At 64.0% G+C, this 25,068-nt stretch carries 21 protein-coding genes; 11 read left to right on the forward strand and 10 right to left on the reverse strand.

The window, feature by feature from the left end; all coding sequences use genetic code 11:
* Positions 1 to 49 precede the first annotated feature (49 nt).
* Complete coding sequence (locus XH89_RS13620; protein WP_194467542.1) at positions 50 to 553, reverse strand: GNAT family N-acetyltransferase; 504 nt, start codon at positions 551 to 553, stop codon at positions 50 to 52.
* Between the two features lie 153 nt (positions 554 to 706).
* On the opposite strand from XH89_RS13620, the gene XH89_RS13625 reads away from it, so the two are divergent.
* Complete coding sequence (locus XH89_RS13625; protein WP_194467543.1) at positions 707 to 1,096, forward strand: hypothetical protein; 390 nt, start codon at positions 707 to 709, stop codon at positions 1,094 to 1,096.
* Positions 1,097 to 1,449: 353 nt separating this feature from the next.
* The gene (locus XH89_RS13630; protein WP_194467544.1) at positions 1,450 to 1,935 is read left to right on the forward strand and encodes a phasin; all 486 of its coding nucleotides are present in this window, start codon (positions 1,450 to 1,452) and stop codon (positions 1,933 to 1,935) included.
* Between the two features lie 276 nt (positions 1,936 to 2,211).
* On the opposite strand, the gene XH89_RS13635 is transcribed toward XH89_RS13630, so the two are convergent.
* Both XH89_RS13635 and XH89_RS13640 read right to left on the reverse strand, forming a co-directional pair.
* Entirely contained in the window at positions 2,212 to 3,003 is a 792-nt protein-coding gene (locus tag XH89_RS13635) for a Crp/Fnr family transcriptional regulator (RefSeq protein ID WP_246767886.1), read from the reverse strand.
* A 193-nt stretch (positions 3,004 to 3,196) separates the two neighbouring features.
* The gene (locus XH89_RS13640; RefSeq protein ID WP_194467546.1) at positions 3,197 to 3,751 is read right to left on the reverse strand and encodes a PAS domain-containing protein; all 555 of its coding nucleotides are present in this window, start codon (positions 3,749 to 3,751) and stop codon (positions 3,197 to 3,199) included.
* 453 nt (positions 3,752 to 4,204) lie between these two features.
* Here XH89_RS13640 and XH89_RS13645 point away from each other — a divergent pair, with 453 nt between their 5' ends.
* Both XH89_RS13645 and XH89_RS13650 read left to right on the forward strand, forming a co-directional pair.
* Positions 4,205 to 5,014 carry a rhomboid family intramembrane serine protease gene (locus XH89_RS13645; RefSeq protein ID WP_194467547.1) on the forward strand — a complete coding sequence of 270 codons (810 nt, stop codon included), beginning with the start codon at positions 4,205 to 4,207 and terminating at the stop codon, positions 5,012 to 5,014.
* Positions 5,015 to 5,201: 187 nt separating this feature from the next.
* On the forward strand, positions 5,202 to 5,630 hold the full coding sequence (locus XH89_RS13650) for a CBS domain-containing protein (RefSeq protein ID WP_194467548.1): 429 nt from the start codon (positions 5,202 to 5,204) through the stop codon (positions 5,628 to 5,630).
* A gap of 19 nt (positions 5,631 to 5,649) precedes the next feature.
* On the opposite strand, the gene XH89_RS13655 is transcribed toward XH89_RS13650, so the two are convergent.
* Entirely contained in the window at positions 5,650 to 6,675 is a 1,026-nt protein-coding gene (locus XH89_RS13655; RefSeq protein WP_194467549.1) for a patatin-like phospholipase family protein, read from the reverse strand.
* 245 nt (positions 6,676 to 6,920) lie between these two features.
* On the opposite strand from XH89_RS13655, the gene XH89_RS13660 reads away from it, so the two are divergent.
* A complete protein-coding gene (locus XH89_RS13660) occupies positions 6,921 to 7,994 on the forward strand; it encodes a hypothetical protein (RefSeq protein ID WP_194467550.1) in 1,074 nt (357 codons plus the stop codon).
* A gap of 554 nt (positions 7,995 to 8,548) precedes the next feature.
* On the forward strand, positions 8,549 to 8,743 hold the full coding sequence (locus XH89_RS13665; RefSeq protein ID WP_194467551.1) for a hypothetical protein: 195 nt from the start codon (positions 8,549 to 8,551) through the stop codon (positions 8,741 to 8,743).
* 17 nt (positions 8,744 to 8,760) lie between these two features.
* Here the strand turns inward: XH89_RS13665 and XH89_RS13670 are convergent, their stop codons facing one another.
* Positions 8,761 to 9,753, reverse strand: coding sequence for a zinc-dependent alcohol dehydrogenase family protein (locus XH89_RS13670; RefSeq protein ID WP_246767824.1), 993 nt, complete (start codon positions 9,751 to 9,753; stop codon positions 8,761 to 8,763).
* Between the two features lie 105 nt (positions 9,754 to 9,858).
* Here XH89_RS13670 and XH89_RS13675 point away from each other — a divergent pair, with 105 nt between their 5' ends.
* Positions 9,859 to 10,719, forward strand: a complete 861-nt coding sequence (locus tag XH89_RS13675) for a LysR family transcriptional regulator (RefSeq protein ID WP_194467552.1) — start codon at positions 9,859 to 9,861, stop codon at positions 10,717 to 10,719.
* Positions 10,720 to 10,840: 121 nt separating this feature from the next.
* Here XH89_RS13675 and XH89_RS13680 read toward each other — a convergent pair whose 3' ends face one another.
* Entirely contained in the window at positions 10,841 to 12,445 is a 1,605-nt protein-coding gene (locus tag XH89_RS13680; protein ID WP_194464140.1) for an IS1182 family transposase, read from the reverse strand.
* 1,253 nt (positions 12,446 to 13,698) lie between these two features.
* Here XH89_RS13680 and XH89_RS13685 point away from each other — a divergent pair.
* Entirely contained in the window at positions 13,699 to 16,161 is a 2,463-nt protein-coding gene (locus tag XH89_RS13685; protein ID WP_194467553.1) for a bifunctional diguanylate cyclase/phosphodiesterase, read from the forward strand.
* On the opposite strand, the gene XH89_RS13690 is transcribed toward XH89_RS13685, so the two are convergent.
* The 3 genes from XH89_RS13690 to thrS all read right to left on the reverse strand — a co-directional run bounded on the left by XH89_RS13690 (position 16,147) and on the right by thrS (position 20,181).
* Positions 16,147 to 17,415: a serine hydrolase gene (locus tag XH89_RS13690; protein WP_194467554.1), complete on the reverse strand. Its 1,269-nt coding sequence runs from the start codon at positions 17,413 to 17,415 to the stop codon at positions 16,147 to 16,149. The two genes, XH89_RS13685 and XH89_RS13690, sit on opposite strands and share 15 nt — an antisense overlap.
* A gap of 66 nt (positions 17,416 to 17,481) precedes the next feature.
* The gene (locus tag XH89_RS13695; protein ID WP_194467555.1) at positions 17,482 to 18,045 is read right to left on the reverse strand and encodes a nitroreductase; all 564 of its coding nucleotides are present in this window, start codon (positions 18,043 to 18,045) and stop codon (positions 17,482 to 17,484) included.
* Between the two features lie 93 nt (positions 18,046 to 18,138).
* Positions 18,139 to 20,181 carry a threonine--tRNA ligase gene (gene thrS, locus XH89_RS13700; protein ID WP_194467556.1) on the reverse strand — a complete coding sequence of 681 codons (2,043 nt, stop codon included), beginning with the start codon at positions 20,179 to 20,181 and terminating at the stop codon, positions 18,139 to 18,141.
* A 186-nt stretch (positions 20,182 to 20,367) separates the two neighbouring features.
* Here thrS and XH89_RS13705 point away from each other — a divergent pair, with 186 nt between their 5' ends.
* On the forward strand, positions 20,368 to 21,540 hold the full coding sequence (locus XH89_RS13705) for an MFS transporter (protein WP_194467557.1): 1,173 nt from the start codon (positions 20,368 to 20,370) through the stop codon (positions 21,538 to 21,540).
* Between the two features lie 91 nt (positions 21,541 to 21,631).
* On the forward strand, positions 21,632 to 22,024 hold the full coding sequence (locus XH89_RS13710; RefSeq protein WP_194467558.1) for a hypothetical protein: 393 nt from the start codon (positions 21,632 to 21,634) through the stop codon (positions 22,022 to 22,024).
* Between the two features lie 25 nt (positions 22,025 to 22,049).
* Here XH89_RS13710 and XH89_RS13715 read toward each other — a convergent pair whose 3' ends face one another.
* Positions 22,050 to 23,345 carry an alpha/beta hydrolase gene (locus XH89_RS13715; protein ID WP_194467559.1) on the reverse strand — a complete coding sequence of 432 codons (1,296 nt, stop codon included), beginning with the start codon at positions 23,343 to 23,345 and terminating at the stop codon, positions 22,050 to 22,052.
* A 355-nt stretch (positions 23,346 to 23,700) separates the two neighbouring features.
* On the opposite strand from XH89_RS13715, the gene XH89_RS13720 reads away from it, so the two are divergent.
* Positions 23,701 to 25,068, forward strand: a complete 1,368-nt coding sequence (locus XH89_RS13720) for an APC family permease (RefSeq protein ID WP_194467560.1) — start codon at positions 23,701 to 23,703, stop codon at positions 25,066 to 25,068.

The following is a 25,068-nucleotide window of genomic DNA, read 5'->3' on the forward strand; positions in this document are numbered from 1 at the left end:
TTCGAGGCTTGGCTTCACGCCCGCGTGAGGAGCTGCAACCTGGTAGGGGCTACGTGGCGAGATCGCGCAGCATGTAGGTCGCGCTTGCGCCATAGGCTGCGAGCTTGGCACGTAGCGCCGAGTCCGGTGTGACGGCATGAAATCCGAGATGCTCCCACATCGGGCGCGTGGTGTAGACCGAGACCAGCGCCAGCGTCGCGATGCCTGATTGGCGCGCGAGCGTTTCGATCGTTGCGACATAAGCGCGCGCCACGCCGCCGCGGAAGCCGGGCAGCACGGCGATATCGTGCACATAGAGGCACTCCGCAGCCTCCGGCAAACGATGCAGGAAGCCGTCGAGCGGCGGGATCTGGTGTTGCATCCAGGGATGCGTAAGGCCGTAGCCGGCGATCTCATGTCCCGCGGCAAGCACACAGCAGCCGTCAGGATAGAGCCGCATCTTTTCTGCGAACACGTCGGGGCGCTCAGGGAGATCAGGGTGAATCCGCGCCGCGATCGCGCCGATCGCGGGAAGATCGCCGGCGTGTGCCCGGCGCCAATGCGGCTTGGTCATCTGATGTTCCGTATCAACCACCGCAATTTATTCCGTTGCCTTGGCGCGCGCAGCCAAAAATATCTTTGCCGGCCTTCGAGGAATAGTGCGCGCGGTGCGGCGTCCTACCCATGCAAGTCAATTTTGCTGGCCAATTGTATGACAGGAGACACCATGACGACATCTTCGATCCGCCTCGCGCTCACGCTCGTTGCGTCCCTCGCGATCACATCTGCTGCGTTCGCCGCACCGCCGACCAAGACCGGCAAGACCGACAAGGGCAACGTGCTGACCGACGCCAAGGGCATGTCGCTCTACACCTTTGACAAGGATATGGATGGCAAGTCGGCCTGCAACGGCCCGTGTGCGACAAACTGGCCGGCGCTGAAGGCCGAGGCCAGCGACGCGCCGGGCGACGGCTACACCATCATCACCCGCGATGACGGCTCCAAGCAGTGGGCCCACAAGGGCAAGCCGCTCTACACCTTTGCAAAGGACACCAAGCCCGGCGACATCACCGGCGACGGTTTCCTGAATGGTGCCTGGCATCTGGCGATGCCGTGATGGATTGATAGCGAGGGGCCGGGCATCGCCGGTGCAGGCGGTGTCCGGCACCCACGCCGGAACTGATCTCAGGTTGGCGTGTACGCCCGCAACAACTTCAAAGATGCAAAATGCAGTCTGCGCCGCTTCGCCGCATGAGTTGATTTAATTTACGCCGAGAGTCCGAAAGCGAACCGAACCCCAGACTTTCGTCGGTCATAGTCGGCTCAGCAAGGGGCGGGGGCGGTTATCCGCAGCAACAATCCTACCGCATTGAGAGTGGGAGTACTGGTGTCCCGGTGCCGCAGGCACTGCTGGATGCCTCGGGGAGTCTTCAATCCATTATCTAGTTTCGCTTGAGAGGATGAAAGCCCGTGAGTGATGCCAATCTGAACGCCGATACGAATGCCGCTCCGCAGAACGGAGGAGCCAATGGAAGCGCAAAGCTCCAGTTCGACGTACCGTTCTTCAACATGCAGACGATCTTCGGCAACCTCGCCGAACAGGGCGCGACACGGGCCCAGGCAAATTTTGCGCAGATCAAGGCGACCTCCGAGGAGATGACCGCAGCTCTCTGCGATGCCTGCTCGACCAATGCCAGGCGGGCCGCCGACTACCGCAGCAAGCTCATCGAGATATCCCACGTCAACACCACTTCCACGCTCGAATTCATTTCCCAGCTTGTCGATGCGAGGTCGTTTGCCGATCTCGTAGATCTCTCCACCGCCCACAGTCGAAGGATCCTCGAAACAGCTTCGGCCCAGAATTGCGAGCTCTGGGATCTCGCTCAGAAGGCTGCGACCGAAACGGCTGAGCCGATCAAGCAGAGCTTGAACCGGGTTTTGCGTAGCGCTGCTTGAATCGAAGCGGTTGGCCGCGCGGACCGGCTGGATGAGCGTCTTCGCAAGAAGAGATGCCGTCCAGCCGGTTGCGGGCCATCATAATCGAGGTGATGCCAATCTGGAGGAAATCAGGATGGGTATGGTCATGATCAAGTGCCCGGAAACGGGAAGCGCCATTCCGACGGGCATCGAGATGGATGATGAAAGGTTCCGGTGCAGCACGGTGTTCTTCTCGCGCACCTATTGCAGGATGTGCGCCGCGACGCACGAATGGTTCGCCAGAGAGGCGTGGGTTTACGAGTCAGTCTTGGCGAATGGTGGGTCCGGAGGGAGGCCGCCGAGCCGCGCCGGTGCGGCGTGAAGCAGCCTTGGTGCATCCTGGGAAATGATCCGATCGATCCTGCGGCTCATCACCTTGTAGCACTCACAGGCGACGGCCTCGAGCCGATGCCTGTCGATCTCGAGCTGGCCGCGCCGGCTGGATTTGATCGCCCGTGATGTTCTGAGCGCGCTCACCACGTGCGTGACCGTGGTGCGCCGGACCCCGAGCAATTCCGACAGCGTCTCCTGCGTTAAGGACAGGACGTCACCACCGTCGGTCCGGTCGTGGATGTGCAGAAGCCAGCGGGCGAGGCGCGCTTCGACGGAATGCAGCGCATTGCAGGCCGCGACGTGCTGGAATTGCGTGAGCAGCGCCCTGGTGAGAAGCTGAATCGAATTGGCGATGGCGGGACTGCGTTCGAGCGCCATGTGAAATCTCGCGGGCGAAATCTGTAGCGCTGTCCCCGCCACGCGGACGACGGCGGTCATGGGTGATCGGGTCGGGGCGAGCGCTGTCATCAGCCCGATGCTCCCTTCGTTGCCGATCACGGCAGTTGCCGCCGTCTGTCCGTTCGGCAGCTCCATGATGAGGGCGATCGCGCCGGTGCAGGGAAACCAGAGATGCTCGACCTTGTCGCCCGACCGAACCAGGACTGTGTCGTGTGGGAGTGGTACTTTCCGCAAGTGCGGTGCAAGCAACGCGAAGTCCGCCGGCGGTAACGCAGCTAACAGGCGATTGCCAACTCTAGTCGCGTGCTCCATCACGGGAATCGTCCCTGGACGGAGGCCCGGCAGATGCAGCTTCACCGGCCGAGCCGCGTGGCCGCTTGCCCATAGTGGACTGGGCAAACGCACCTTGAATGTTAAGGTTCCAGTGACGGATTGCAGGTCCGCGCGCAACTATGACCGGACGCATTGGGCTGCTTGCGATGCTGCGCGTCGGACGCGAGGGCTGGTCCTAACGCAGCCCCTCATACACCATCAGCCCGCGTGCGACCTGCAGTTTGCGGATCGCGCGCGGCAGCAGCTTCTCGGGCTGGTGCAGGTAGCGCCAGGAGGTGACGGTGAACGGGCCGAGCGCGCCGCATTCGTCGTCGAACGGCGCGAGCACGCCGGTCACGCTGACCGGCGTGTGCGGGCGGGCGTTGAAGGGCAGCAGCAGCAGTTCGAGATGGGCCTTGCTGCCGTCCTCGCGCTGCGCGGTGAGGCCGGCGATCGCACCCAGCGTCTCGTCGGCGACGATGGTCGTGATCTCCTCGATCTCGCCGCGGCTGCCTTCCGTGAACAGCGCGGCGAAGCCCTGGTCCTTGAGATCGACGCCTGCGAGTGCGCAGACGCGGGTGCCGGCGACGCGGAACGGAAAGCCGAGTTTTGGCTCGCACGACAGCACGAAGATGTCGCCCAGCAGCTCGCGCACGGCGGCCGGGTCGATATCGGCCCGGTCGGGGGCTCGCGCGCTGCCGCGCTTTTTGTCCCAATATGCGAAGAACGCGCGGCTCGATGGATGTTTCATGACTGACGCTCACTCTCGGCGCAACCTCGTGGGACAAACCTGTCCCGCTTCAGCGCACCTGAGATCCCTTTGATGTTGTGCAGGAGGGGAATTGCAGCGTCCATGCCGCGGGGGCGTTTTCAGCCCGTTACGCGCCGCCTTTGTGTCGTTAACGTTAAATTAACTATGCGCTTTCGCCCTGCCTCGCGGCTGCTATGGTGATCGCAGTCGCAAGCCTCGCCGCTTTTCTCCAGGTTCTCGGCGAGGCCTGTACACGGGCGTCAAACAGTTTGGTCACTGGCCGCGGGGAGGGGTGGGGATGCACCTTGTTCTTCCGTTGCGTCGGAAAGGCCGACACGGACAGGCAGGGCTTTCCCAGGGCCCTGCCTTTTCCTTTTGTGCACTTGCGCAAGGCCGGTAAAGGCGACTATCTCCAAGCCTCTTGCTTGGATCGCGCCTGAAAGCGAAACCGCCTTGGATTCCTCGCCACAACCCCCGTCGGACCATCAGGTCGTCGTCGAACAGGCCCCGCGCGAACCGATTCTGACGTTGCCGTGGCCGCTGACGGCCTATGTTGTCCTCCTGGCGCTGATCCATCTGCGGGTGCTGCTGCCGCCGGAACTTGAGAACTGGACCATCGACGCGTTCGGCTTCATCCCGAAGCGCTACGATTCCTCGCTGGTCAATTTGCAGTTCGAGGGCGGCGCGGGGGCCAAGGTCTGGACCTTCGTCACCTATTCGCTGCTGCACGCCAATCTCACCCATCTGGCCTTCAACGTGTTGTGGCTGTTGCCGTTCGGCAGCGCGCTGGCGCGGCGCTTCGGTGCGTTGCGTTTCTTCGTGTTCCTGGCGGTGACGGCGGCAGCCGGCGCGCTCGCCCATCTCCTCACCCACGAGCACGCTCTGGTGCCGATGATCGGCGCCTCGGCCTCGGTGTCGGGCGCGATGGCGGCGGCGATCCGCTTCGCCTTCGTGCACGGCAGCTTCCTGTCGTTCAGCCGTTCGGATGCCGATACCGCCGCCAAGGTTCCGGCGCTACCGCTGTTGCGGGCCCTGCGCGACGGGCGCATCATCGGCTTCCTGGGCGTGTGGTTCGTCCTCAACTTCGCCTTCGGTGCCAGCGGAATTGGCGTCGACGGCGACAGCGCCAGCGTTGCCTGGCAGGCGCATATCGGCGGCTTCTTCGCGGGCCTGTTGCTGTTCGCGCTGTTCGATCCCGTGCCGCGTGTGCGAAACGATGATGCTGCGGATGCGTCATCACAGGACATTTCAAACGGTATTTGAAGCGGCGCTTGCGGCGCCGCCCGAATTCATCCATCATCCGGAAGAAGAATGTTCCGAAGCAGCAAGCGCATAGAAGCTGCGCTTCGCAAAGCGCCTGAACGTGAACCGGCGCCATAACTGTTAGTTGAAGACTCGCGAACAAGTCCGGACCGCGCAAAGCGGACGGGTCCAATTCAGGGAGGCAACAATGACGGTACGTTCCATTCTCAACACCAAGGGCCACCAGATCATGAGCGTCGAGCCCGACGCGAAGCTGGCCGCTGCAGTCAAGCTGCTCGGCGAGAAGAAGATCGGTGCGGTGCTGGTGATGAACCAGAGCCGGCTCGAAGGCATCCTGTCGGAGCGTGACATCGTCCGTGTGCTCGGCGAGCGCGGTGCTGGCGTCCTGGATGAACCGGTGAGCCAGGTCATGACCCGCAAGGTCGTCACCTGCAAGGAGACCGACACGGTCGCCGAGCTCATGGAGATGATGACCAAAGGCAAGTTCCGCCACTTGCCCGTGCTCGAGAACAACAAGGTGGTCGGCCTGATCTCGATCGGCGACATCGTCAAGCGTCGCGTCCAGGAGTACGAGTCCGAGCAGGAAGCCTTGCGCGACTACATCAAGACGGCCTGAGCCGCTTGATGCGCTGAGCTTACTCGACCGCTTTGGGTGCGGCGCCGTCGGGCGCCGGCGCCAGCACCTCGATCGTTTCCTGGATCTGCTCAAGCGCGCGTTCGGCGGCGCGCACGCCGTGCGCGATCAGATCCTCGGCGCGATGAAAATCGAACCAGCCGAACTGGCCGACCCGCGGCGTGATCAAGAGGTCCGGCGGATCGCCGGCCAGCCGCGCACGGGTGATGCGGTCCTGCATGATGTTGAAGGCATCCACCATCACGGACGAAATGCCAGGGCGGCCGGCGGTGCCGAAGAATTCGCGCTTGACGGTTCGCTCCGGCGAGAACAGGCGCTGAAAGCGCCGCTTGACCGGGACCTCCTCGGCGACAGGGGCGGCGACGGGCATCGTCCCATGCGCATGGATCGTCGTCGAATGGGTGAAGACGTCGGTGGACAGGTTGACGGCGATGACGATCTCGGCGCCGAGCGCCCGCGCCGCCGACACCGGCACCGGATTGACCAGCGCGCCGTCGACCAGCCAGCGGTCGCCGATCATCACGGGCGAGAAGATGCCGGGCAGCGCATAGGAGGCGCGCATCGCCTCGACCAGCCGGCCGCGCGTCAGCCAGATCTCATGACCGGTGCGAACCTCGGTCGCGACCGAGGCGTATTTCATCGGCAGGTCCTCGATCAGGGTCTGGCCGATCGACTCTTCCAGCCGGCTTGCGAGCTTCTCGCCGCCGATCAGGCCGGAGCCGTTGAGGCGGATGTCGAGATAGCCGAGGATGTTGCGCATGCCCTGCAGGCTGCGCGCCCAATCCTCCAGCGCGTCGAGCCGGTCGGCCGCATAGGCGCCGCCGACCGCGGCGCCGATCGAGGTGCCGACCACGACATCGGGCACGATGCCGTTGGCCAGCAGCGTTCTCATGATACCGATATGGGCAAAGCCGCGCGCCGCACCGCCGCCCAGCGCCAGGCCGAGGACGGGCCGGCGGATACTGCCGAGACCGACCTTCTCGCTGTTTGCGCCGTTCACGCCCCGACCTTTCAAGATATCCAGCACCGAAACTCTCCTACTCCGGGCCAGCCCTCACTCCAGAGTAGGCACCGTGCTTCCGCTTCGCCAGCAACAGGGCAAAGCTTGGTTTACAGCGTTCGGGACGCAGGGGGCAGGAGTGTGGCGAGGGCCGGTTGCCTCTGATGTAATCACGCAGGCGTCAACCAGGTTCCTATGTTCGGTCGCGAGGCCGTATTTCCCGGGGTTTCAGAGGCTTGAATTTGCCGCGTTTTCGGTGAAAAGCAGGGGGCATGACTCTAGGGGGTGACGGCATCATCGGATGGCGGCGCGGCGGCAGGCTGCTGCCGGCGCTTGTCGTTGTCGGTTGCCTCCTTGGCCTGGGCCAAAATACGGCTCAGGCGCAACTGTTCTCCGATCGCCCGCCGCCGGTGCCGCCGGCTTCGGTGCCCGACCCCGGCGGCGCCGTCAGCCTGGCGCCGCCCTCCGGCCCAGGCGCAGGTCCCCCGAGCCTGCCGCCGACCCTGACCCAGCCGAGCACGCCGAGCATGCCGCCCCCTGCGGTGTCGAGCGTGCCACCGGCCGCCCCCCTCAATGCTGCCGCGCCCGGGCAGGCCGTGCTGTCGCTGTCCGCCAAATACGGCAAGGACACGCCTGCGATCACCAGCGGCCTGGTCTGGCGGGTGTTCGCCGACCGGCCCGATGAGAATGGCACCTTCAAGCTGATCCGCGAGGATCGCAACGCCACGCCCAACATCGTGCTGCCGCCGGGCAACTATGTCGTGCACGTCGCCTTCGGCCTTGTCAGCGCGGTCCGCACCGTCAGCCTGAAGGCCGAGACCGACCGCGAATCCTTCGTGTTGCCGGCCGGCGGCCTGCGCATCGAGGGCCGCGTCGGCACCAGCCGCATTCCGCAGAACCAGATATCGTTCGCGATCTACAAGGGCAGCCAGTTCGAATCCGGCGAGCGCGCCGCGCTGGTGCCGAACGTCTCAGCCGGCGATGTCGTGCTGATTCCGGAGGGCACCTACTACATCATCTCCAATTACGGCGACGCCAATTCGGTGGTGCGCTCGGACATCCGCGTCCAGGCCGGCAAGCTAACCGACGTCACCATCACCCACCGCGCCGCCGTCATCACGCTCAAGCTCGTCAGCGACAAGGGCGGCGAGGCGCTCGCCAACACCGCCTGGTCGGTGCTGACCCCCGGCGGTGACGTCATCAAGGAATCGATCGGCGCCTTCCCGCGCGTCGTGCTCTCCGAAGGCGAATACCGCGCCATCGCCAAGAACGAGGGCAAGGTCTATGAGCGCGGCTTCAACGTCGTGAACGGCGTCGACGGCGAAGTCGAAGTGGTGGCGCGGTAGCGCACTTCGTATCCCGGGCCGTGCGGCATGAAATGCCGCTCCGCAGAGCCGGCAACCATCAAGCAACACGGCACAGTGCGGAGGCACGGGCCCCGGCTCAGCAGCGCACCGTCGAAGAGACGCCGCGCTGCGTCCGGGGCACGAAAGTGCGCTCCCTCACGTCCGGGACCGCGGGCGCTCCCACCAGCAGGCTGTCGCAGCGATTTCCGCAGCATCGTACCGCGCTTCTCATCCAGCGCACGCAACGCCAATCAGGCGCTGGTTCGGTGAGTGTTCGCTTACCGGACATTCGTGTTGTGTTTCTGTTTGAATATCCCGGCCGGCACCACCGCGCCGCGCCGCAAAGGCTTTAGAAAAACACCGCCAGCATCGGCTTATTCCCGTCTTGCCGCGACTTCCCCATCTCAGGTGCAAGATACGCATTTCCGATAATCAATTTCATTCGCTTTCCGTACTGCTGCGTTATATGTCGGGCATCCGTCCAATGGGGGAGGCCGGCGCAGCCTTGGTAGGTTTGCGGGACCGGCAGGGAGCAGGGGACCAAGCGCGTCGGCATGTTCGAAGTGATCCTTACCAGGCGCAAACGGTTCGGTTGGCGGTGGCAAGTCTCCGACCAGTCCGGCAAGATTTTTGCCGACGGCTTCGAGCGCTCGCGTCCTTCAGCCAAATATCACGGCGAGCGGGCACTATTCTTCCTGTTGTCGCAGGCTTATCTGCGCAACCGCTCCGCGGCGTCCAGCGAGGATTAGCGGCGCGTGCTGCGCCCTCAAATCTCGACCACCAACTTGCCCTTGGCGGCGTGATCGCGGATCAGCGCATAGGCCTCGCCAACATTCTCCATCGTAAAGCGCCTGGGATCGAGCAGCGGCACCAGCTTGCCGGCCTCAGTGAGGCGCGTCGCTTCCGCCATGATCTCCCCGTGATGCGCGCGGCCTTCGCCCGAGAGCAGCGGCAGCAGCGTGAACACGCCGGAATAGGTGGCGGCGCGGAATGACAGCGGCGCCAGCGCATGCGTGCCCCAGCCGAGAGCACTCACGACATAGCCGAAGCGTCGCACCGCAGTGAAGGACGCATCGAGCACCTTGCCACCGACGGTGTCGTAGACGATGTCGAAGCCGCGGCCTCCGGTGTGTTCGGCGACGTAAGACTCAACCGTGGTGTCGCGGTCGATGAAGACAGCGCCAAATCCGTCGATTGTTGTGCGCTGCGAGGCCGAGCCGGTTGAAAACACCTCTGCGCCGAAGGCGCGCGCGATCTGGATCGCGACATGGCCGACGCCGCCCGCACCGCCATGGATCAACACCCTCTCGCCGGCTTTCAACGCGGCGCGGTCGATCAGGCCTTCCCACGCTGTGATAAAGATCAGGGGCAGGGCGGCCGCTTCGCGCATGCTGAGATTGGTCGGCTTCAATGCCAGGAGATCGGCATCGACCACGGCGAATTCCGCCAGCGATCCCTGCACGCCACCGACGCCTCCGGTCATGCCGTAGACTTCTTCGCCGACCTTGAAGCGCGAGACCTCGCGTCCGGTCTGCTCGACCACGCCGGCGAGATCGATCCCGGGAATCGCCGGCAGCGGATGGCGCGCGTGCGCGGCAGCACCGGTGTGGATCTTGGTGTCGAGCGGATTGACCCCGCTTGCGCGCACCCGCACCAGCACCTCGCGCGGGCCGATCTCGGGCGTGGAGATGGTTGAGACTCGCAATGGCGCGTTGTGGGTCTCCAGTACGCCTGCACGCATTATCGATGGTCTGGTCATGTTCGTCTTGCTCCGTTGTCGCCCTCCAATATGCCCATGATTTTTTGCATGGGAAGGAACAAGGATGTACGATGATCGTGCATTTTTGAATGAGCGGGATTTCAGATGGAATGGAGCGACCTGCGCATTTTCCTCGCAATTGCGCGCGAGGGCACGCTAGGGGCGGCCGCGCGAAAAATCGGCCAGACCCAGCCGACGATGGGGCGGCGGCTGCGTGCGCTCGAACAGGCGCTCGGGCAGACGCTGTTCCAGCGTACGGCGGACGGTTTTTTCCTGACCGATGAAGGCACCGCCGTGCTGGCGCATGCCGAGCGGATCGAGGAGGAAGCGCTCGCGCTGCAGCGGCAGGCGACGGGGACGGAGACGCAGCTCGACGGCACCTTGCGTCTGTCCTCGTCGGACTGGTTCGGCACGCTGATGCTGTCGCCGGTAATCGCGGCCTTCGGCAAGCGCTATCCCAAGGTTATCGTCGAACTCCTGACCGATGCGCGGCTCTACAGCCTGCCGCGGCGCGAGGCCGACCTCGTGTTTCGCATCAAGCCGTTCGACGAGCCCGAAATCATCTCCCGAAAGCTCCTTCACATTCCCTATGCGCTTTACGGCAAGAAGGGCTTTAAGCCGCCGCGTGCCGGTGACGGCAGCGGCGTCCGCGTCGTGACCATGAACGCTGAATTCGCCGACATGCCCGACGCCGTCTGGTTGAAGCGCACGCTACCGAAGGCGGAGATCGCCGCGCGCAGCAACAACAGGCAAGTGCAGGCCGAGCTCTGCGCGGGCGGCAGTGGGCTCGCCGTGCTGCCGTGCCCGCTCGGCGACCGTGATCGGCGTCTCGTCGCGCTCGACATCGGCGTGAGTCCACCTGGCCGCGACACCTATATCGGCTATCACCGCGATCTCAGGCGGCTGGCGCGCCTGCGTGCTCTGGTGGATCTGGTGATCGAGAAATTAGCCAACACAACTCCGTAGCCCGGATGGAGTGAAGCGAAATCCGGGGTCGCCGTGTCGCGATGGATGGAATTCGCTCCATCCGGGCTACAAGAGCTTGCGTTGTCCGTCGAGGCTGGGCAAGAATTGGTCGTTGGCGCCCTCAGGCCGGAGCGAACCGGCCGATTGCTAGCCGTGGCTGTATATTGGCCCAGAAGGCCCCTAGAGCAACCTGGATGCCCTTCAGCAGGGCTGCGAGGGTGGATCGGCAAGGAGCGAGCGTCTTTGCCAGCGCAGCCAGAAACGCGTCGAACCCAAGGATGTTGAGCACGCGTGTGAAGTTGTAGCAGAGCGCCATCAGGCTCCACTCGCCGCGGACCTTGTCGAAACCGCGGACCAGGAAATGACGGTAGCCGGCACGGCATTTGAGCGTGCCAAACGGATGCTCGACAATCCCCGAACGACGGCGCATCAGCTCGCCTGCGCCCTGCATCCGCGCGCGGTGACGTTCAAGAACGTCTTCATGCTCCCAGCGACCGATCGTCCGGTTGGTCGCGTTCGACGCGAGGCAACAGACCTTGAGTGGGCAGGTCTTGCAGGTCGCTCCGCGCGCCGCGTAGCGGATCTCGATGCGGCCACTGGTGTTCTTCTGCCTGCTCTTCATCGGATGTAGCTGATGGCCGGCGGGACAACGGTAGGTGTCGGATGCGCCATCATAGTTGAAGTCCTTGAGGGCGAAGCGGCCTTGCTTCTCGAGCCGGGCGTTGCCCTCCGGCACCGGAACATAGGCCGTGATGCCATCGTCCTCACAGGCCTTCAGTTCGCGACTGCTGTAATAGCCCTCATCTGCCAGCGCCTGCAGGGCCTTGACCTCAAGGGACTCCTTTGCCGCTACGGCCAGTGCATGTAGCTGGCCGACATCGCTGCTGTCGTTCACCACCTCGCTGGCGACAATGAGCTTGTGCTTGTCGTCGACTGCGGTCTGCACATTGTAGCCTGCAACCCCTTGGCCGCTCTTGACCAGAAGCCGGGCATCCGGATCTGTCAGGGACAGCTGCGTCTGGTCATTCTCTTCCAACCGAACAAGATCGGCTTGGGCGCGCGAGCGCTTTGTCATCAGCGCCGCAACCTTCTCGCCGATGTCGCCACCATCTCCGTCGTCGCCATCGGCCCCATCCTTGCCCGGCTTCTTGGCTTCCGCGGCATCATTGTCCTCAAGAGACTTGCCGTAAGCCTCGATCTCCTGGTCCAGCTTTGCGATCTGATCGGCAAGCCTCTTGCGCGTAAAGATGCTGGCCTTGCTGGCGTTGCCATGGAAGAACGAGCCGTCAATCGCAACAACGCTGCCGCCGACAAGACCGAGCTCGCGCATCAGCAGCACGAAGCTGCGGTTGGCCGCCTTCAGAGCCGCCCAGTTCTCTTTGCGGAAGTTGCCGATCGTCCGATAACCCGGCTTCAGATTCTTCAGAAGCCAGATTAGTTCCAGATTGCGGCAGGCCTCCCGCTCTAACCGACGCGACGACCTGATTTGGTTGATGTAGCCGTAAAGGTAGAGCTTCAGCAGATCGGCCGGATCGTACGGCGGCTGGCCGGCCCCTTCAGCCTTGCGGCCCGCATGGCGAAAGCCGAGTTTGGCAAGGTCGAGGACATGAACGAAGCTCTCGATCGCCCGGACCGGATTGTCCGGCCCGACATAGTCCTCAATCCGAGCGGGAAGCAGACTGGGTTGCTCCCGGCTCTCTCCGGTCTTGAATGTGCGATTCGCCATAAGACGAATCCTACATCAACTCCTGAGATCCAACGTTCTTGCCCAGCCTCGTCGGGCAAAACACCCAACATCTTCGTCAATCCGCACACCTGCAAATATTCCGCTTTACCGAAATTCGGAAATGGCGTATGTGTCGTGGCGACCCGGCCCAAGGAAGAGGGGCGTATCGCGATCGTCACGACGCGGGCCGGGCGGCGGTGGACGCTAGTCACATCGGCGCGAAGGGTCTTGCAGGGCGGGCAACCGTGGGCGAGGCCGTCGCGCACACGACCGGTGTGACTGCGTACGGCAAAATCGTGTGGTCCTGGCGCCCGGAGCCTGTGCGCCAAGTCTCGTGGTGATGTGCGATGTCCAACCGGATGCGCACATCGGTCATCTGCGAGACGACGGGGGCAATAGTGCATCGCTCCCCGGGGAGATCACGACATAAGCCGTCAAACCACTGCGCAGGGAAGGCCGGATGTTTCGGCTTCACCTGTATGCCGCTGTGCAGCCTCTTGTAGCGCAATCTTCGCACAGTGGACCGCGGGTGCCAGTCGGGCACCCGGCCTTCCCTGCGCCCTCTTTCAGATGAGGGTGAGGTTGATGAAGCAAAGCTCGGGCGAGATGAGCCGCGAGGCTGCGAAGGTGCGTCTGTGATTGAAAGATCGAATGCTAACGTTGCCGCGAACACTGTCCTCTGACCGTCGCCCTGAGGCGGCCGCTACTTCAGCGGCCCTCGAAGGGCGACAGCCCGGCTGCATCTCGGCCGTTCATCCGTCGAGGCTCGCAACGCAGTGCAGATGCACTGCGTCACTCGCACCTCCAGCGACAACCGCTTCGCGGTTGCGCGGGGATGACGGAATGGGCATTGCAGGTGCGGAAAGATTCTGGATTGCTTCGCTGCGCTCGCAATGACGATCTGGAGATATTTGCGCGTGACCGCGCCGCTCTCGTGCCCCGGACGCTGCGCAGCACTCCCGGCGATGCGAAGCATCGTCCGACGTGATGCGCTGCAGAGCCGGGGCCCATGCGTCAGCGTGCTCGGTCGCTTCCTGGGTCCCGGCGCTGCGCAGCAGCGTAAGAACGCTGCAGCGCGTCCGGGACACGAGAGCTGCGCATTTCAAGCCACTGTCATAGTCTCTAACGCGCACTAACCAATACGCGACTTAAAACTGTCATAATCACTGAAGCGAGACCCGCGCCGCATCGTTTTTACATGGCATTAAGCGCGCCCGCATTGGATGCGGCCGGAAAGTGCGTTGGGGACTGCTATGAGTGCCGCGAAGAAGATGCCGGGCAAACCGGCCACCGAAATGTTCGACGACATCCCGGTGCTTCAGCGCAAATGGCGCGCCGCGTTGAAGCCGGGTGACCGGCTGCCACGCTATGAAGACGTGATGCTTGGCAGCCTCGGGCGGCTCGCCGACCACATCGCGCTGCTCAAGAGCGACGGTACACTCGAACTGTCACGCAGCGGACGTTACGTCCAGACATGGCTCGGCGAGGAGCGCTGGGACATTCCGATCACGGAGCTGTCGCCGGATTGTGCCACCGCGCTGTCGGAAGCGGCGGTGAATGCGCTTGCAACCGGGCAGCCACATCATGCGAGCGCGCATTGCGTGCGCGATGGCATGGTCAGGACATACGACGTGCTGGCGCTGCCGACCGCCTCGCGCTGGGGCGCAACGCTGGTCGGCGCCTACGTCAACGAGCGCGGTGCGCAATATAATCTGCTCGACGCAATCTTCTCGTCGACCGACGATGCGGTCATTTCGCTGGCGACCCTGCGCGACGCCGGCGGTGCGCCGTTCGATCTTCAAGTCGTGCACCACAACAAGAGCGCCGCGCTGCTGCTGAAAGCGCCGACCGGAGCGCTGCTGTGGCGGCGGATCGGCGAGGGCAGCACGCTGCTGGCCGCACCCGAGATCATGGAATTCCTGCTCAGGGCCGTCTCCGGCGGCCGCGGCGAACAGCTCGAGATCGAGCACGAGGGCCGTTATCTGCGACTGAGCGCCACCGCGTTTGCCGACGTGATCTCGCTGACGATCTCCGACGTCACGGCGTTGAAGCGGCGCGACGCCTCGTTCCGGTTGCTGTTCGACAACAATCCGATGCCGATGTGGGTGTTCGACGCTGAGACCAAGCAGTTCCTTGGCGTCAACGACGCCGCGGTCCAGCATTACGGCTACAGCCGCGCGGCGTTCCTGCGCATGAAGCTGCACGAGATCTGGCCCGAGGACGAGTGGGACAGCCACGCCCAGGCGCTGGAGCGCATCGGCGATACCTATCATTCCTCGCGCAACTGGCGGCACCTGCGCGCCGACGGCAGCGAGATCGAGGTGCTGACCTTCGGCCGCCGGGTCGCGTTTGACGATCGCGACGGCTATCTGGTCGCCGTGGTCGACATCACCGAGCGGCGCAAGGCCGAGGCACGGATCGCCCACATGGCCCATCATGACGGGCTCACCGACCTGCCGAACCGCGAATATTTCCAGGAACGGTTGAAGCAGGCGCTCGACCAGGCCGGCGGCAAGCGTGTCGGCGTGCTCTATATCGACCTCGACCTGTTCAAGAACGTCAACGATTCCTTCGGCCATCCGGCGGGGGACCGCGTGCTCAAGGACGTCGCCGGACGCCTGACCACCGCGGTCCGCGGCGCCAATCTCGCAGCAAGGCTCGGCGGCGACGAGTTCGCCGTGATCCTGGCGGCCGACGTCTCGCCGAACGAGGCAAGCGGCTGCGCGAGCCTGCTGATCGACATGCTGAAGGCCCCCTACGACGTCGACGGCCAGGAGATGGTGATCGGCGCCAGTATCGGCATCGCGCTGTCGCCGGGCGACGGCGTGACCACGGAGGAGCTGATGCGCAACGCCGACATGGCGTTGTACCGGGCGAAGTCCGATGGCGGCGGTGTGCACCATTTCTTCGAGCGCGAGATGGACCTTCAGGCGCAGAAGCGCCGCGATATGGAGGTCGACCTGCGACGCGCGTTTGCCCATGGCGAGTTCGAGCTGCACTACCAGCCGCTGGTGTCGATCGCCTCCGACCGCATCTCCGGTTTCGAGACGCTATTGCGCTGGCGTCATCCCGAGAAGGGCATGATCTCGCCGGCGGAATTCATTCCGGTCGCCGAAGATATCGGCCTGATCACGCCGGTCGGCGAGTGGGTGCTGCGCGAAGCCTGTGCCGAAGCTGTGAAATGGCCCAACGACGTCAAGGTCGCGGTCAATCTGTCGCCGGCGCAATTCCGCAGCCGCAACCTGGTGCAGGTCGTGATCTCGGCGCTGGCGCAATCGGGCTTGTCGCCGAAGCGGCTCGAGCTCGAGATTACCGAGTCGATCTTCCTTGCCGAGACCGACGCCAACCTTGCGATCCTGCATCAGCTCCGCGAGCTCGGCGTCGGCATCTCCATGGACGATTTCGGCACCGGCTATTCCAGCCTGAGCTATCTGCGCAGCTTCCCGTTCGACAAGATCAAGATCGACCGGTCCTTCGTGAAGGATCTGGCGCAGCGGCCCGATTGCGTCGCGATCGTGCGCGCGATCTCGGGCCTCGGCCGCAGCCTCAACATCACCACCACCGCGGAGGGCGTCGAGACCGAGGACCAGCTCGACTGGCTGCGCGCCGAAGGCTGCAACGAGGTGCAGGGATTTCTGTTCAGCGCGGCGCGGCCGGCCGCAGAGATCGCAAAGCTGCTGGCCGATTTCGGCCAGCGCACCTCACGGGCGGCGTAGCTCCTCGGGGTAGCAGTCATAGACCAGCGCCTTGAATGCGGGCGTAATGCGGCCGCGCTCATTCTGGGTCTGCTGCATCAGGAGGTAGACCATGTCGAGCTTGGGATCGACGCCGAAATAGGTGCCGCTGCCACTGTCCCATTTCAATTCGCCGAGCGATCCCGGCGGCGGCGGTTTCGCGTCGCCGGGCTCGGTGCGTACCGCGAGACCATAGCCGTAGCCAAAGCCGTCGCCCGGGAAATAGAAATAGTCGCGCCCGACGCCGGAGCCCGGTCCGATCTGGTCGGTCGTCATGTCCTTGAAGGCGGCCGGGCTGAGATAGCGCTTGCCGTCGAACTCGCCGCCATTGAGCAGCATCTGCGAAAAGCGCTGGTAGTCGGTGATGGTCGAGAGCAGGCCGCCACCGCCGGATTGCCATTCCCGATGGGCAAGCCGTTCGCGCTCGGCATCGAGCAGGATCTGGTCGCTCGGCAGCGGCCGCGCCATGCGCTCGATCTCGTCCGGTGTCGACAGTACGAATTTCGTGTTGGTCATGCCGAGCGGATCGAGAACGCGTTGCTTCAAGGCGTCGTACAAATTCTGCCCGGTGATGATCTCGATGACGCTGCCGAGCACATCGGTGGAATGACCGTAACGCCACAACGTGCCCGGCTGCCGCGCCAGCGGCAGCTTGGCGATGCGATCGGCAAATTCCCTGTTGTCGAACTGGCCGGCAAAGATGTCGGCTTCCTTGTAGGCGAGCTCGACCCATTTGCCGCCGATATAGTCGTAGCTGATGCCGGAGGTGTGCCGCATCAAATCCCTGATCGTCACGGGACGAATTGGAGGCACCAGATCGAGCGCCAGCGAACCGTCGGGCTTGGTGACCTCAAGACCCACCTTGGTGCCGGCGAAGAGCGGGACGTATTTCGACACGGGATCGGTGAGCGCCAGCTTGCCCTCGTCGATCAGCATCATCGCAGCGAGGCTGGTGATCGGCTTGGTCATGGAATGGATCGCGAAGATCGTGTCCGGTGTCATGGACAGCCGGGTCCTGACGTCGCGCACGCCGAACATCTTGAAATAGACAGGCTTGCCATGCTGCTGGATCAGCACGATGGCCCCCGGCAATCGGCCGGTGGTGACCTCGTTCTCGAAGAACGAGGTGATGGGGCGCAGCTTGTCAGGCGCGGGGGCAGGAATGTCGCCGGCGCGGCTGCGTGTCATTCCGCCGGCCAGCAGCGCAGCCCCGACCAGAAATTCGCGACGCTTCATCCGGGCTCCCTCCCTCGCGGCAGGGATCAAAGCCGCAAGACGTCAGAGGCGTCAACAAGACTTCGATTAAAACCGCGTCACGATGTCGGAAAGGACCGGTCGCGGACGATCCTCGCTGGGCTTGGTCGGCTTGCCCACGTGGACGAAGCCGGCGAGCTTTTCGTCCGCCTTCAGGCCGAGGCCATCAAGCACGTCGCGATCGAACGAGAACCAGCCGGTCAGCCAGCAGGCGCCGTAGCCGAGTGCGGTCGCCGCCGTGACAATGTTCATGACGCTGGCGCCCGCCGACAATTCCTGCTCCCACGCCGGCACCTTCGGATGCGGCTTGGTGAAGCTGACGACGCCGATCACCAGCGGCGCATCGGTGAGGCGCTTGCGTTCGGTCTCGATATCGGCGGCGGGGGCGCCGGGATTCTTGCGGGCGAAGACCTTGGCGATCACCTCGCCGGCGCGCTGGCGTGCGTCACCCTCGAAAATGATGAAGCGCCAGGGCGCGAGCTTGCCGTGATCGGGCACCCGCGCGCCGATGGTCAAAATGGTTTCGAGCTCGGCCGGCGAGGGGCCGGGCCCGGTCATCTCGCGCGGTTTGACCGAGCGGCGGGTTTTCAGGAGTTCGATGGCATCAGGCATTGCGATGGCCTCTTCGGATGGGCGACGGGCGTGCCATGCCGAGATAGGCATGCACGCCCGCAACCGAAAGCGAGTTTAGACCGATTTCAGGTATCAGACCGCGCCGCGCGCCCGCCGGACATCCGGCGGGGTCGCTTCGTCGACCAGGGCGGCGATAGCCTCCTCGGTCGTCATCACCTTCTGGCCATCGCTGCCGAGCCGGCGGACCGAGACCGAATGCGTCTCGGCTTCCTTTTTGCCGACCACGAGCAGCGCCGGGATCTTGGCCAGCGAGTGCTCGCGGACCTTGTAGTTGATCTTTTCGTTGCGCAGGTCGATCTCGACCCGCAAGCCCGCGCGCCGCGCCTGCTCCAGCACCACCTTGGCGTACTCGTCGCCTTCCGACGTGATGGTCGTGACCACCGCCTGCACCGGCGAGAGCCAGAGCGGGAAGTTGCCGGCATAGTGCTCGATCAGGATGCCGATATAGCGCTCCATCGAGCCGCAGATCGCACGGTGCACCATCACGGGCGGTTTCTTGCCGCCGTCATGGTCGATGTAGAACGCACCGAACCGCTCCGGCAGGTTGAAGTCGACCTGCGTGGTGCCGCACTGCCAGTCACGGCCGATGGCGTCGCGCAGCACATATTCGAACTTCGGCCCGTAGAAGGCGCCTTCGCCCGGATTGATCTCGGTCTTGATGTGGTTGTTCTGCGCCTGGATCTCGCGCAGCACCGTCGCCATCACGCGCTCGGCGTGATCCCACATCGCATCCGTGCCGACGCGTTTCTCCGGCCGCGTCGACAGCTTGACCGTGAGATCGCCGGTGAAGCCGAAATCCGCATAGGTCGACAGGATGAGATCGTTGATCTTCAGGCATTCCTCGGCGAGCTGGTCCTCGGTGCAGAAGATGTGCGCGTCGTCCTGGGTGAAGCCGCGCACGCGCATCAGGCCGTGCATGGCGCCCGACGGCTCATAGCGGTGCACCACGCCGAACTCGGCGAGGCGCAAGGGGAGGTCGCGGTAGCTCTTCAGGCCGTGCTTGAAGATCTGGACGTGGCCGGGGCAGTTCATCGGCTTGAGCGCAAACCAGCGCTTGTCCTCGGCCTCGTCGCCGGCCGACTGCGCCGCGAACATGTTCTCGCGGTACCAGCCCCAATGGCCCGAGGTCTCCCACAGCACCTTGTCGAGGATCTGCGGCGCATTGACCTCGCTGTAATCGCCGGTCAGGCGGCGGCGCATATAGGCGATCAGCTGCTGGAAAATCGTCCAGCCCTTCGGGTGCCAGAACACGACGCCGGGACCTTCCTCCTGGAAGTGGAAGAGGTCGAGCTCGCGTCCGAGCTTGCGATGGTCGCGCTTCTCGGCTTCCTCGATCTGCTTGAGGTAAGCGTCGAGGTCCTCCTGCTTGGCGAAGGCGGTGCCGTAGATGCGGGTCAGCATCGGGTTGTTGCTGTCGCCGCGCCAATAGGCGCCGGCCACCTTCATCAGCTTGAAGGCATTGCCGACCTTGCCGGTCGAGGTCATGTGCGGGCCGCGGCACAGATCGAACCAGTCGCCCTGGTAGTAGATCTTGATCGGCTCGGTGCCGGGAATGGCGTCGACCAGCTCGACCTTGAAGGCCTCGCCCTTGTCGCGGAACACCTGTTTTGTTTTCTCGCGATCCCAGACTTCCTTGGTGAAAGGTTTGTCGCGCGCGATGATCTCGCGCATCTTTTTCTCGATCGCGGCAAAGTCGTCCGGTGTGAACGGCTCGTTGCGGAAGAAGTCGTAATAGAAGCCGTTCTCGATCACGGGGCCGATGGTTACTTGCGTGCCCGGCCACAGCGTCTGCACGGCCTCCGCCAGCACGTGTGCGCAGTCATGGCGGATCAGCTCGAGCGCCTCGGGCTCGTCGCGGGTGATCAGCCTGAGCTTGGCGTCGGCGTCGATCGGATCGTTGAGGTCGGTGAGCACACCATCGAGCGCCATCGCAACCGTGCGCTTGGCGAGCGAGGGCGAGATGCCCTTGGCGATCTCGAGGCCGGTAACGCTCTTGTCGTATTCGCGCCGGGCGCCGTCGGGGAAGGTGAGGGTGACCTTGGCGGCAGGGGTCACGGGCTTCAGGTTGCTGAGGGAATATTGGAAGCCGGATTCGGATTTGGGCTGGTCGGACATTGCTTTTCTCCTGAGGCTCACTCCTGCGAACGAGCGCAGGTAAGCGGGAACGAGCGATATATCAGGCGATTCGGCCTGCGCAATCCGGCAAATCCAAGAAAGTGGCGCGCAAAAGCCGGGGCGGTGCGCCAACTATTTCGCGGTATGCCCTTTAACTGGCCACGGGCCTGCTCTACATGCAGTTGCATGGAAAATTCCGGCGCCGGCCGTTTCGCTCCCACCGCCCTGATGCTCGGCAATCTCGTCACCGGCTGCTCGGTGCTGGCGCCGGCGGGGATGCTGCCGGAATTGTCGGCGGGGCTGGGCATCAGCATCCACGCCGCCGGGCTGCTCATCACCTTCGGCGCGATCACGCTGTGCATCGGCTCGCCGCTGACGGCGTGGCTGACCAGCCGCATTGAACGGCGGCTCCTGCTTACGACCACGCTGGCGGTGCTCGCCCTCGGCAATCTCGCCTCGGCCTTTGCACCTGACTATGCAAGCCTGCTCGCCATCCGCCTGGTGATGCTCGCCGTCGGCGCGCTGTATACGCCGCAGGCCGCGGGCACGGCGGCGCTGATCGTGCCGGCGGAGCGGCGCGGGAGCACGATTGCCTTTATCTTCCTCGGCTGGTCGCTTGCTGCCGCCGCGGGCCTCCCCCTGATCACCTTTATCGCCAGCCGCTATGGCTGGCGCGCCGCCTATGGCGAGATCGGTGCGCTCGGCTGTGTCAGCTCCCTGTTCTTGATGATGCGGCTTCCAGGAGGCTTGAAGGGCGCCCCGGTGGATCTGAAGACCTGGGTCGACGTCGGCCGCAACAGGATCATCCTGCTCCTGCTTGCGATCACCATGCTGCAAATGTCGGGGCAGTTCGTCGTATTCACCTATATGGGTCCGCTGCTCAACAAGCTCACCGGCGCCGGCCCCGATGCGATCGGCCTCGTGCTCGCGCTCTACGGCGTTTGCGGCTTTCTTGGCCTCGTCATCGCGACCCGCATTGTCGACACCGCAGGGCCTTATCGCACCTCCGTGCTGTTCACTTTCCTGTTGCTGGCGGGGATGACGGGCTGGGCGCTCGGTGCCGGCACGCTCGTGCTGATGGCGGGCGCGGTCGCGATCTGGGGGCTTGGCTTTGCATCGACCAATTCGATGCAGCAGGTGCGACTGGTCGCGGCCGCACCGGCGCTGGCATCGGCGACCGTCGCCCTCAATACATCCGTCCTCTATGTCGGACAGGCAGTCGGCTCCGCCGTTGGCGGGATGCTGTTCGCCCGCGAGCAGTTGCATATGCTCGGCTTCGTGGCGGTCGGCTTCGTCGTGCTGGCGGTGATCGTGGTGATCGTGACCCGGCCTAGGCCGCTGCCTGCTGCCAAGGCCTGAATCCCGCGTTTTCATCTGCGCAAGGCGCTTGGCAAACCGCGCATCAGAGCGCTAGAAGGCCAGTCGTGGGGATCAAAGAGAGTTGACTGAGATGAGGATGATTCTGGCGGTTGCCGCGGTGCTCTATTCAGCCTCCGCGTTCGCGCAAACCGACAAGCCACCGATGGTGGGGGACAAGCCACTCGTGCAGGTAAAGCCCAAGGGGGCCAAGGCCGGGACGAAGGAAGCGGCTGCCAAGCCGGCTGCTGCGGCGCCAAAAGGCAAGCCGCAATCGATTGCCGTACGGCTCCAGGCGTGCCTCGACATCGATGACGGCACCAAGGACCGTCTCAACTGCTACGACGCCGTAATTCCACCGGCGCCGAAGCCCAAAGCGCCCAAGGCCAAGGGTGTCGCCGACTGCAAATTCCTCAAGGAAGAGGACGAGCGGCTGGCCTGCTTCAACGGCTTTGCCGAGAGCATTCCGAAGCTGCCCAAGAGCTGAACAAAGAGCTGAACAAGAGCTGGAATTATCGGCTCGACGCCGAAGGGCTGGTGGCTACGATGCGCGTCAGCGCTAGCGCCGGCGTCGCCGACATCTTTACCAGCACATCCTTGAGCGGATACTGCGTCCACGCGCGGTTGACGTAGTCGCGGTGGGTGATGCCGTCGCCGGTTTCGACGAACACGACGCTGCCGGGACGCAACGGGCCATCCATGTCCTCGGAGACGCTGATGCCCTTCTGCCTGAGCATGCTCATTAGCTCGTGGTCGCGCCGTGCGGTGTAGTGCGTGTAGGAGCTGACGAAGAAGCCCGAGCGGTGGCTTTCGATCCAGGACGCGAACTTGTCCATCTCGCCATAGACCGCATCGAGCAGCACGACGCCGCGGACGCGATCGCTGATGCCGCCGACCTCAAGGCTCCAGGCGGTCGGCAGGAAGCCGCCGCTATAGCCCACGATCACGATCGGCATGTTGGCGAAGGCCCGCGCGCTGTTGGGATCGCCGGTGAGACGGGCGAGATGGTTGGCCGATTCCTCCATGAAGCGCTTGAGGCCGCCGGGCTGCCAGAATTTTCCGGCGCTGGAATCGGCGGCATCGACAGCCATCTGCGGGGCGAGCAGCACGGCATTGGCGCCGGACGCGGTGATCTGCTGTGGCACCAGCTGACGGTCGCGCACGTCGCGCTCGAGCGTCGCGCCGTTGCCGTGGAAGAACACCACGATCACGCCAGGCTTGCGCACGTCGAAATGCTCGGGGACATGCACCAGCACGCGGCTGTCGTTGTAGGTCTCATCCTGCCAGAACACGCGTCCTGAGAAGCTGCGATGGCCGCGGCGGTCACCCTTGGAGACGTTGAGGAAAGGCGCGTCGGAGGCGGGGTTGTTGCCGAAATAGGGGAAGGCCGAGGATTTCATGCTGACGAGGGTCGTCAGATCCTCACGCGGCGGACGCCGATAAGGGATCTGCGGCTCCAGTGAAGCGACCTTGTAGGGCGCTTGCTCCGGCTGGGGAGGCTGCTGCACGGCGCGCTTGGGCGAGAAGTCCGACATCTGCCGTTGCAGGAAACTCTCGCTCGCCGAGGGAAAGCGCTCCTTGAATTGCGGGGCGGGGAAGCGGTCCTCGAACGTGTCGCCGCTTGCGACTTGCGGGTTGGTCTTGGCGACGACCTGGACATTGGCCTGCGAGTTCGCCGCGAGCGCCGCCGGGTTGGGCGCCTGGCCACATTGAACCAGCGTCAGCAACAGTGGCACCAAGCCGGAGATCAGGGCGATCCGAAGCGCACGACCGCGCGTTCCGGACGCCTTGGTCCGGTCAACGCGCATGTCTGCTTTCAATTTCGGAGCGGCCCCGACCATCCACCCATGACCCCAAGTCACGTCTATCGGCAAATTTGAGACAGTTGAGCCGACTGGCGTTTAGGCGACGTTAAGCGTCCGGAGAAACTAATCCCCACATCCGGAACGATCAAAAAAGACCACGCAATCGTGTCGCGATTGTGGGAGGGGAGCGTGCATTTCCGCGGCCGACTACGGGTTTATGGCCAACAGCGGGCGTTTGAGGTGGCTAATTACCTATTCTGGCCCGCCTCATTTAACCCTTGTTAACCCTGCTTGAATTGACTGGACCAATCTGCACGATGGCTCTCACGAGGCGCGACGCCTGAGGCGAAGGACCCAGATGACGGCATCAGATGCGGGAACCGCGCCCTGGACCGCCCGGCTGACTGGAGGCCGCTCCGGGGTTTCCGTTCTTGTCGCAACCGCCATCGTCGTTGCCGACATGATCGGGGTCGGGGTCTTCACCAGTCTCGGCTTCCAGGTCAAGGACATCCTCTCGGGCTTCTCGATCCTCGCGCTGTGGACCGTTGGTGGCATCGTCGCGCTGTGCGGCGTGTTCTCCTACAGCGAGCTCGGCGCGATGTTTCCGCGCTCGAGCGGGGAGTACAATTTTCTCGGACGCGCCTATCATCCGGCCTTCGGCTTTCTCGCCGGCTGGGTCTCGGCAACGGTGGGCTTCGCGGCGCCGGTTGCGCTCGCGGCCATGGCCTTCGGCGAATACGCCAAGTCCGTCATGCCCGATCTGCCGCCGATCCCACTCGCGATCGGCGTGGTGTGGCTGGTCTCGATCGTGCAATTGACCGGCGTCAGGCACTCCTCGACCTTCCAGTTGATCTCGACCATCCTCAAGGTCGTGCTGATCGTCGCTTTCCTCGTCGCCGGCTTCATCATCGGCACGCCGCAGCCGATCTCCTTTACGCCGCAGGCCGGCGATCTCGCCCATATCGTCAGCGCGCCCTTCGCGATCGGGCTCGTCTTCGTGATGTATTCGTTTTCGGGCTGGAATGCCGCGACCTACATCATCGGCGAGATGAACACGCCGCAGCAGAGCCTGCCGCGCGCGCTGCTCGCGGGGACGCTGATCGTGCTGGTGCTGTATGTCGCGCTCAACGCGGTGTTCCTCTACTCGACGCCGATCAGCGCCCTGGCCGGTCAACTCGACGTCGCGAGCGTCGCCGGCAGCGCCATCTTCGGCAATCTCGGGGGCCGGATCGTCGGCGCGATGATCTGCGTCGGCCTGATCTCCTCGATCAGCGCGATGATGTGGATTGGTCCGCGCGTGATGATGACGATGGGGGAGGACATCCCGGCGCTGCGCGTGTTCTCGAAGAAATCGGTGAACGGCGCGCCGGCCTACGCCATCCTGTTTCAGCTCGCGGTCGCCAATCTCCTGCTGTTCACGCGCAGCTTCGAGGCGGTGCTCGACTTCATCCAGTTCGCGCTGTTGTTCTGCTCGTTCTTCACGGTTGCCGGCGTGATCAAGCTGCGCATCACCGCCCCCGACCTGCCGCGGCCCTATCGCGCCTGGGGATACCCGTTCACGCCGCTCATTTTCCTGCTCGTGACCGCGTCCATGATGTACTACCTCTTGACCGAGCGGCCGGTGCAGTCGGTGTCGGGGATGCTCGTCATGCTCTCGGGCCTGTTGATTTATGCTGTTTTCCGCAGGCGGCCGGTCGCCGCTGCCACGTCACATAATCGCGAATAG

Source organism: Bradyrhizobium sp. CCBAU 53340, from assembly GCF_015291645.1.
Classification (GTDB): Bacteria; Pseudomonadota; Alphaproteobacteria; order Rhizobiales; family Xanthobacteraceae; genus Bradyrhizobium.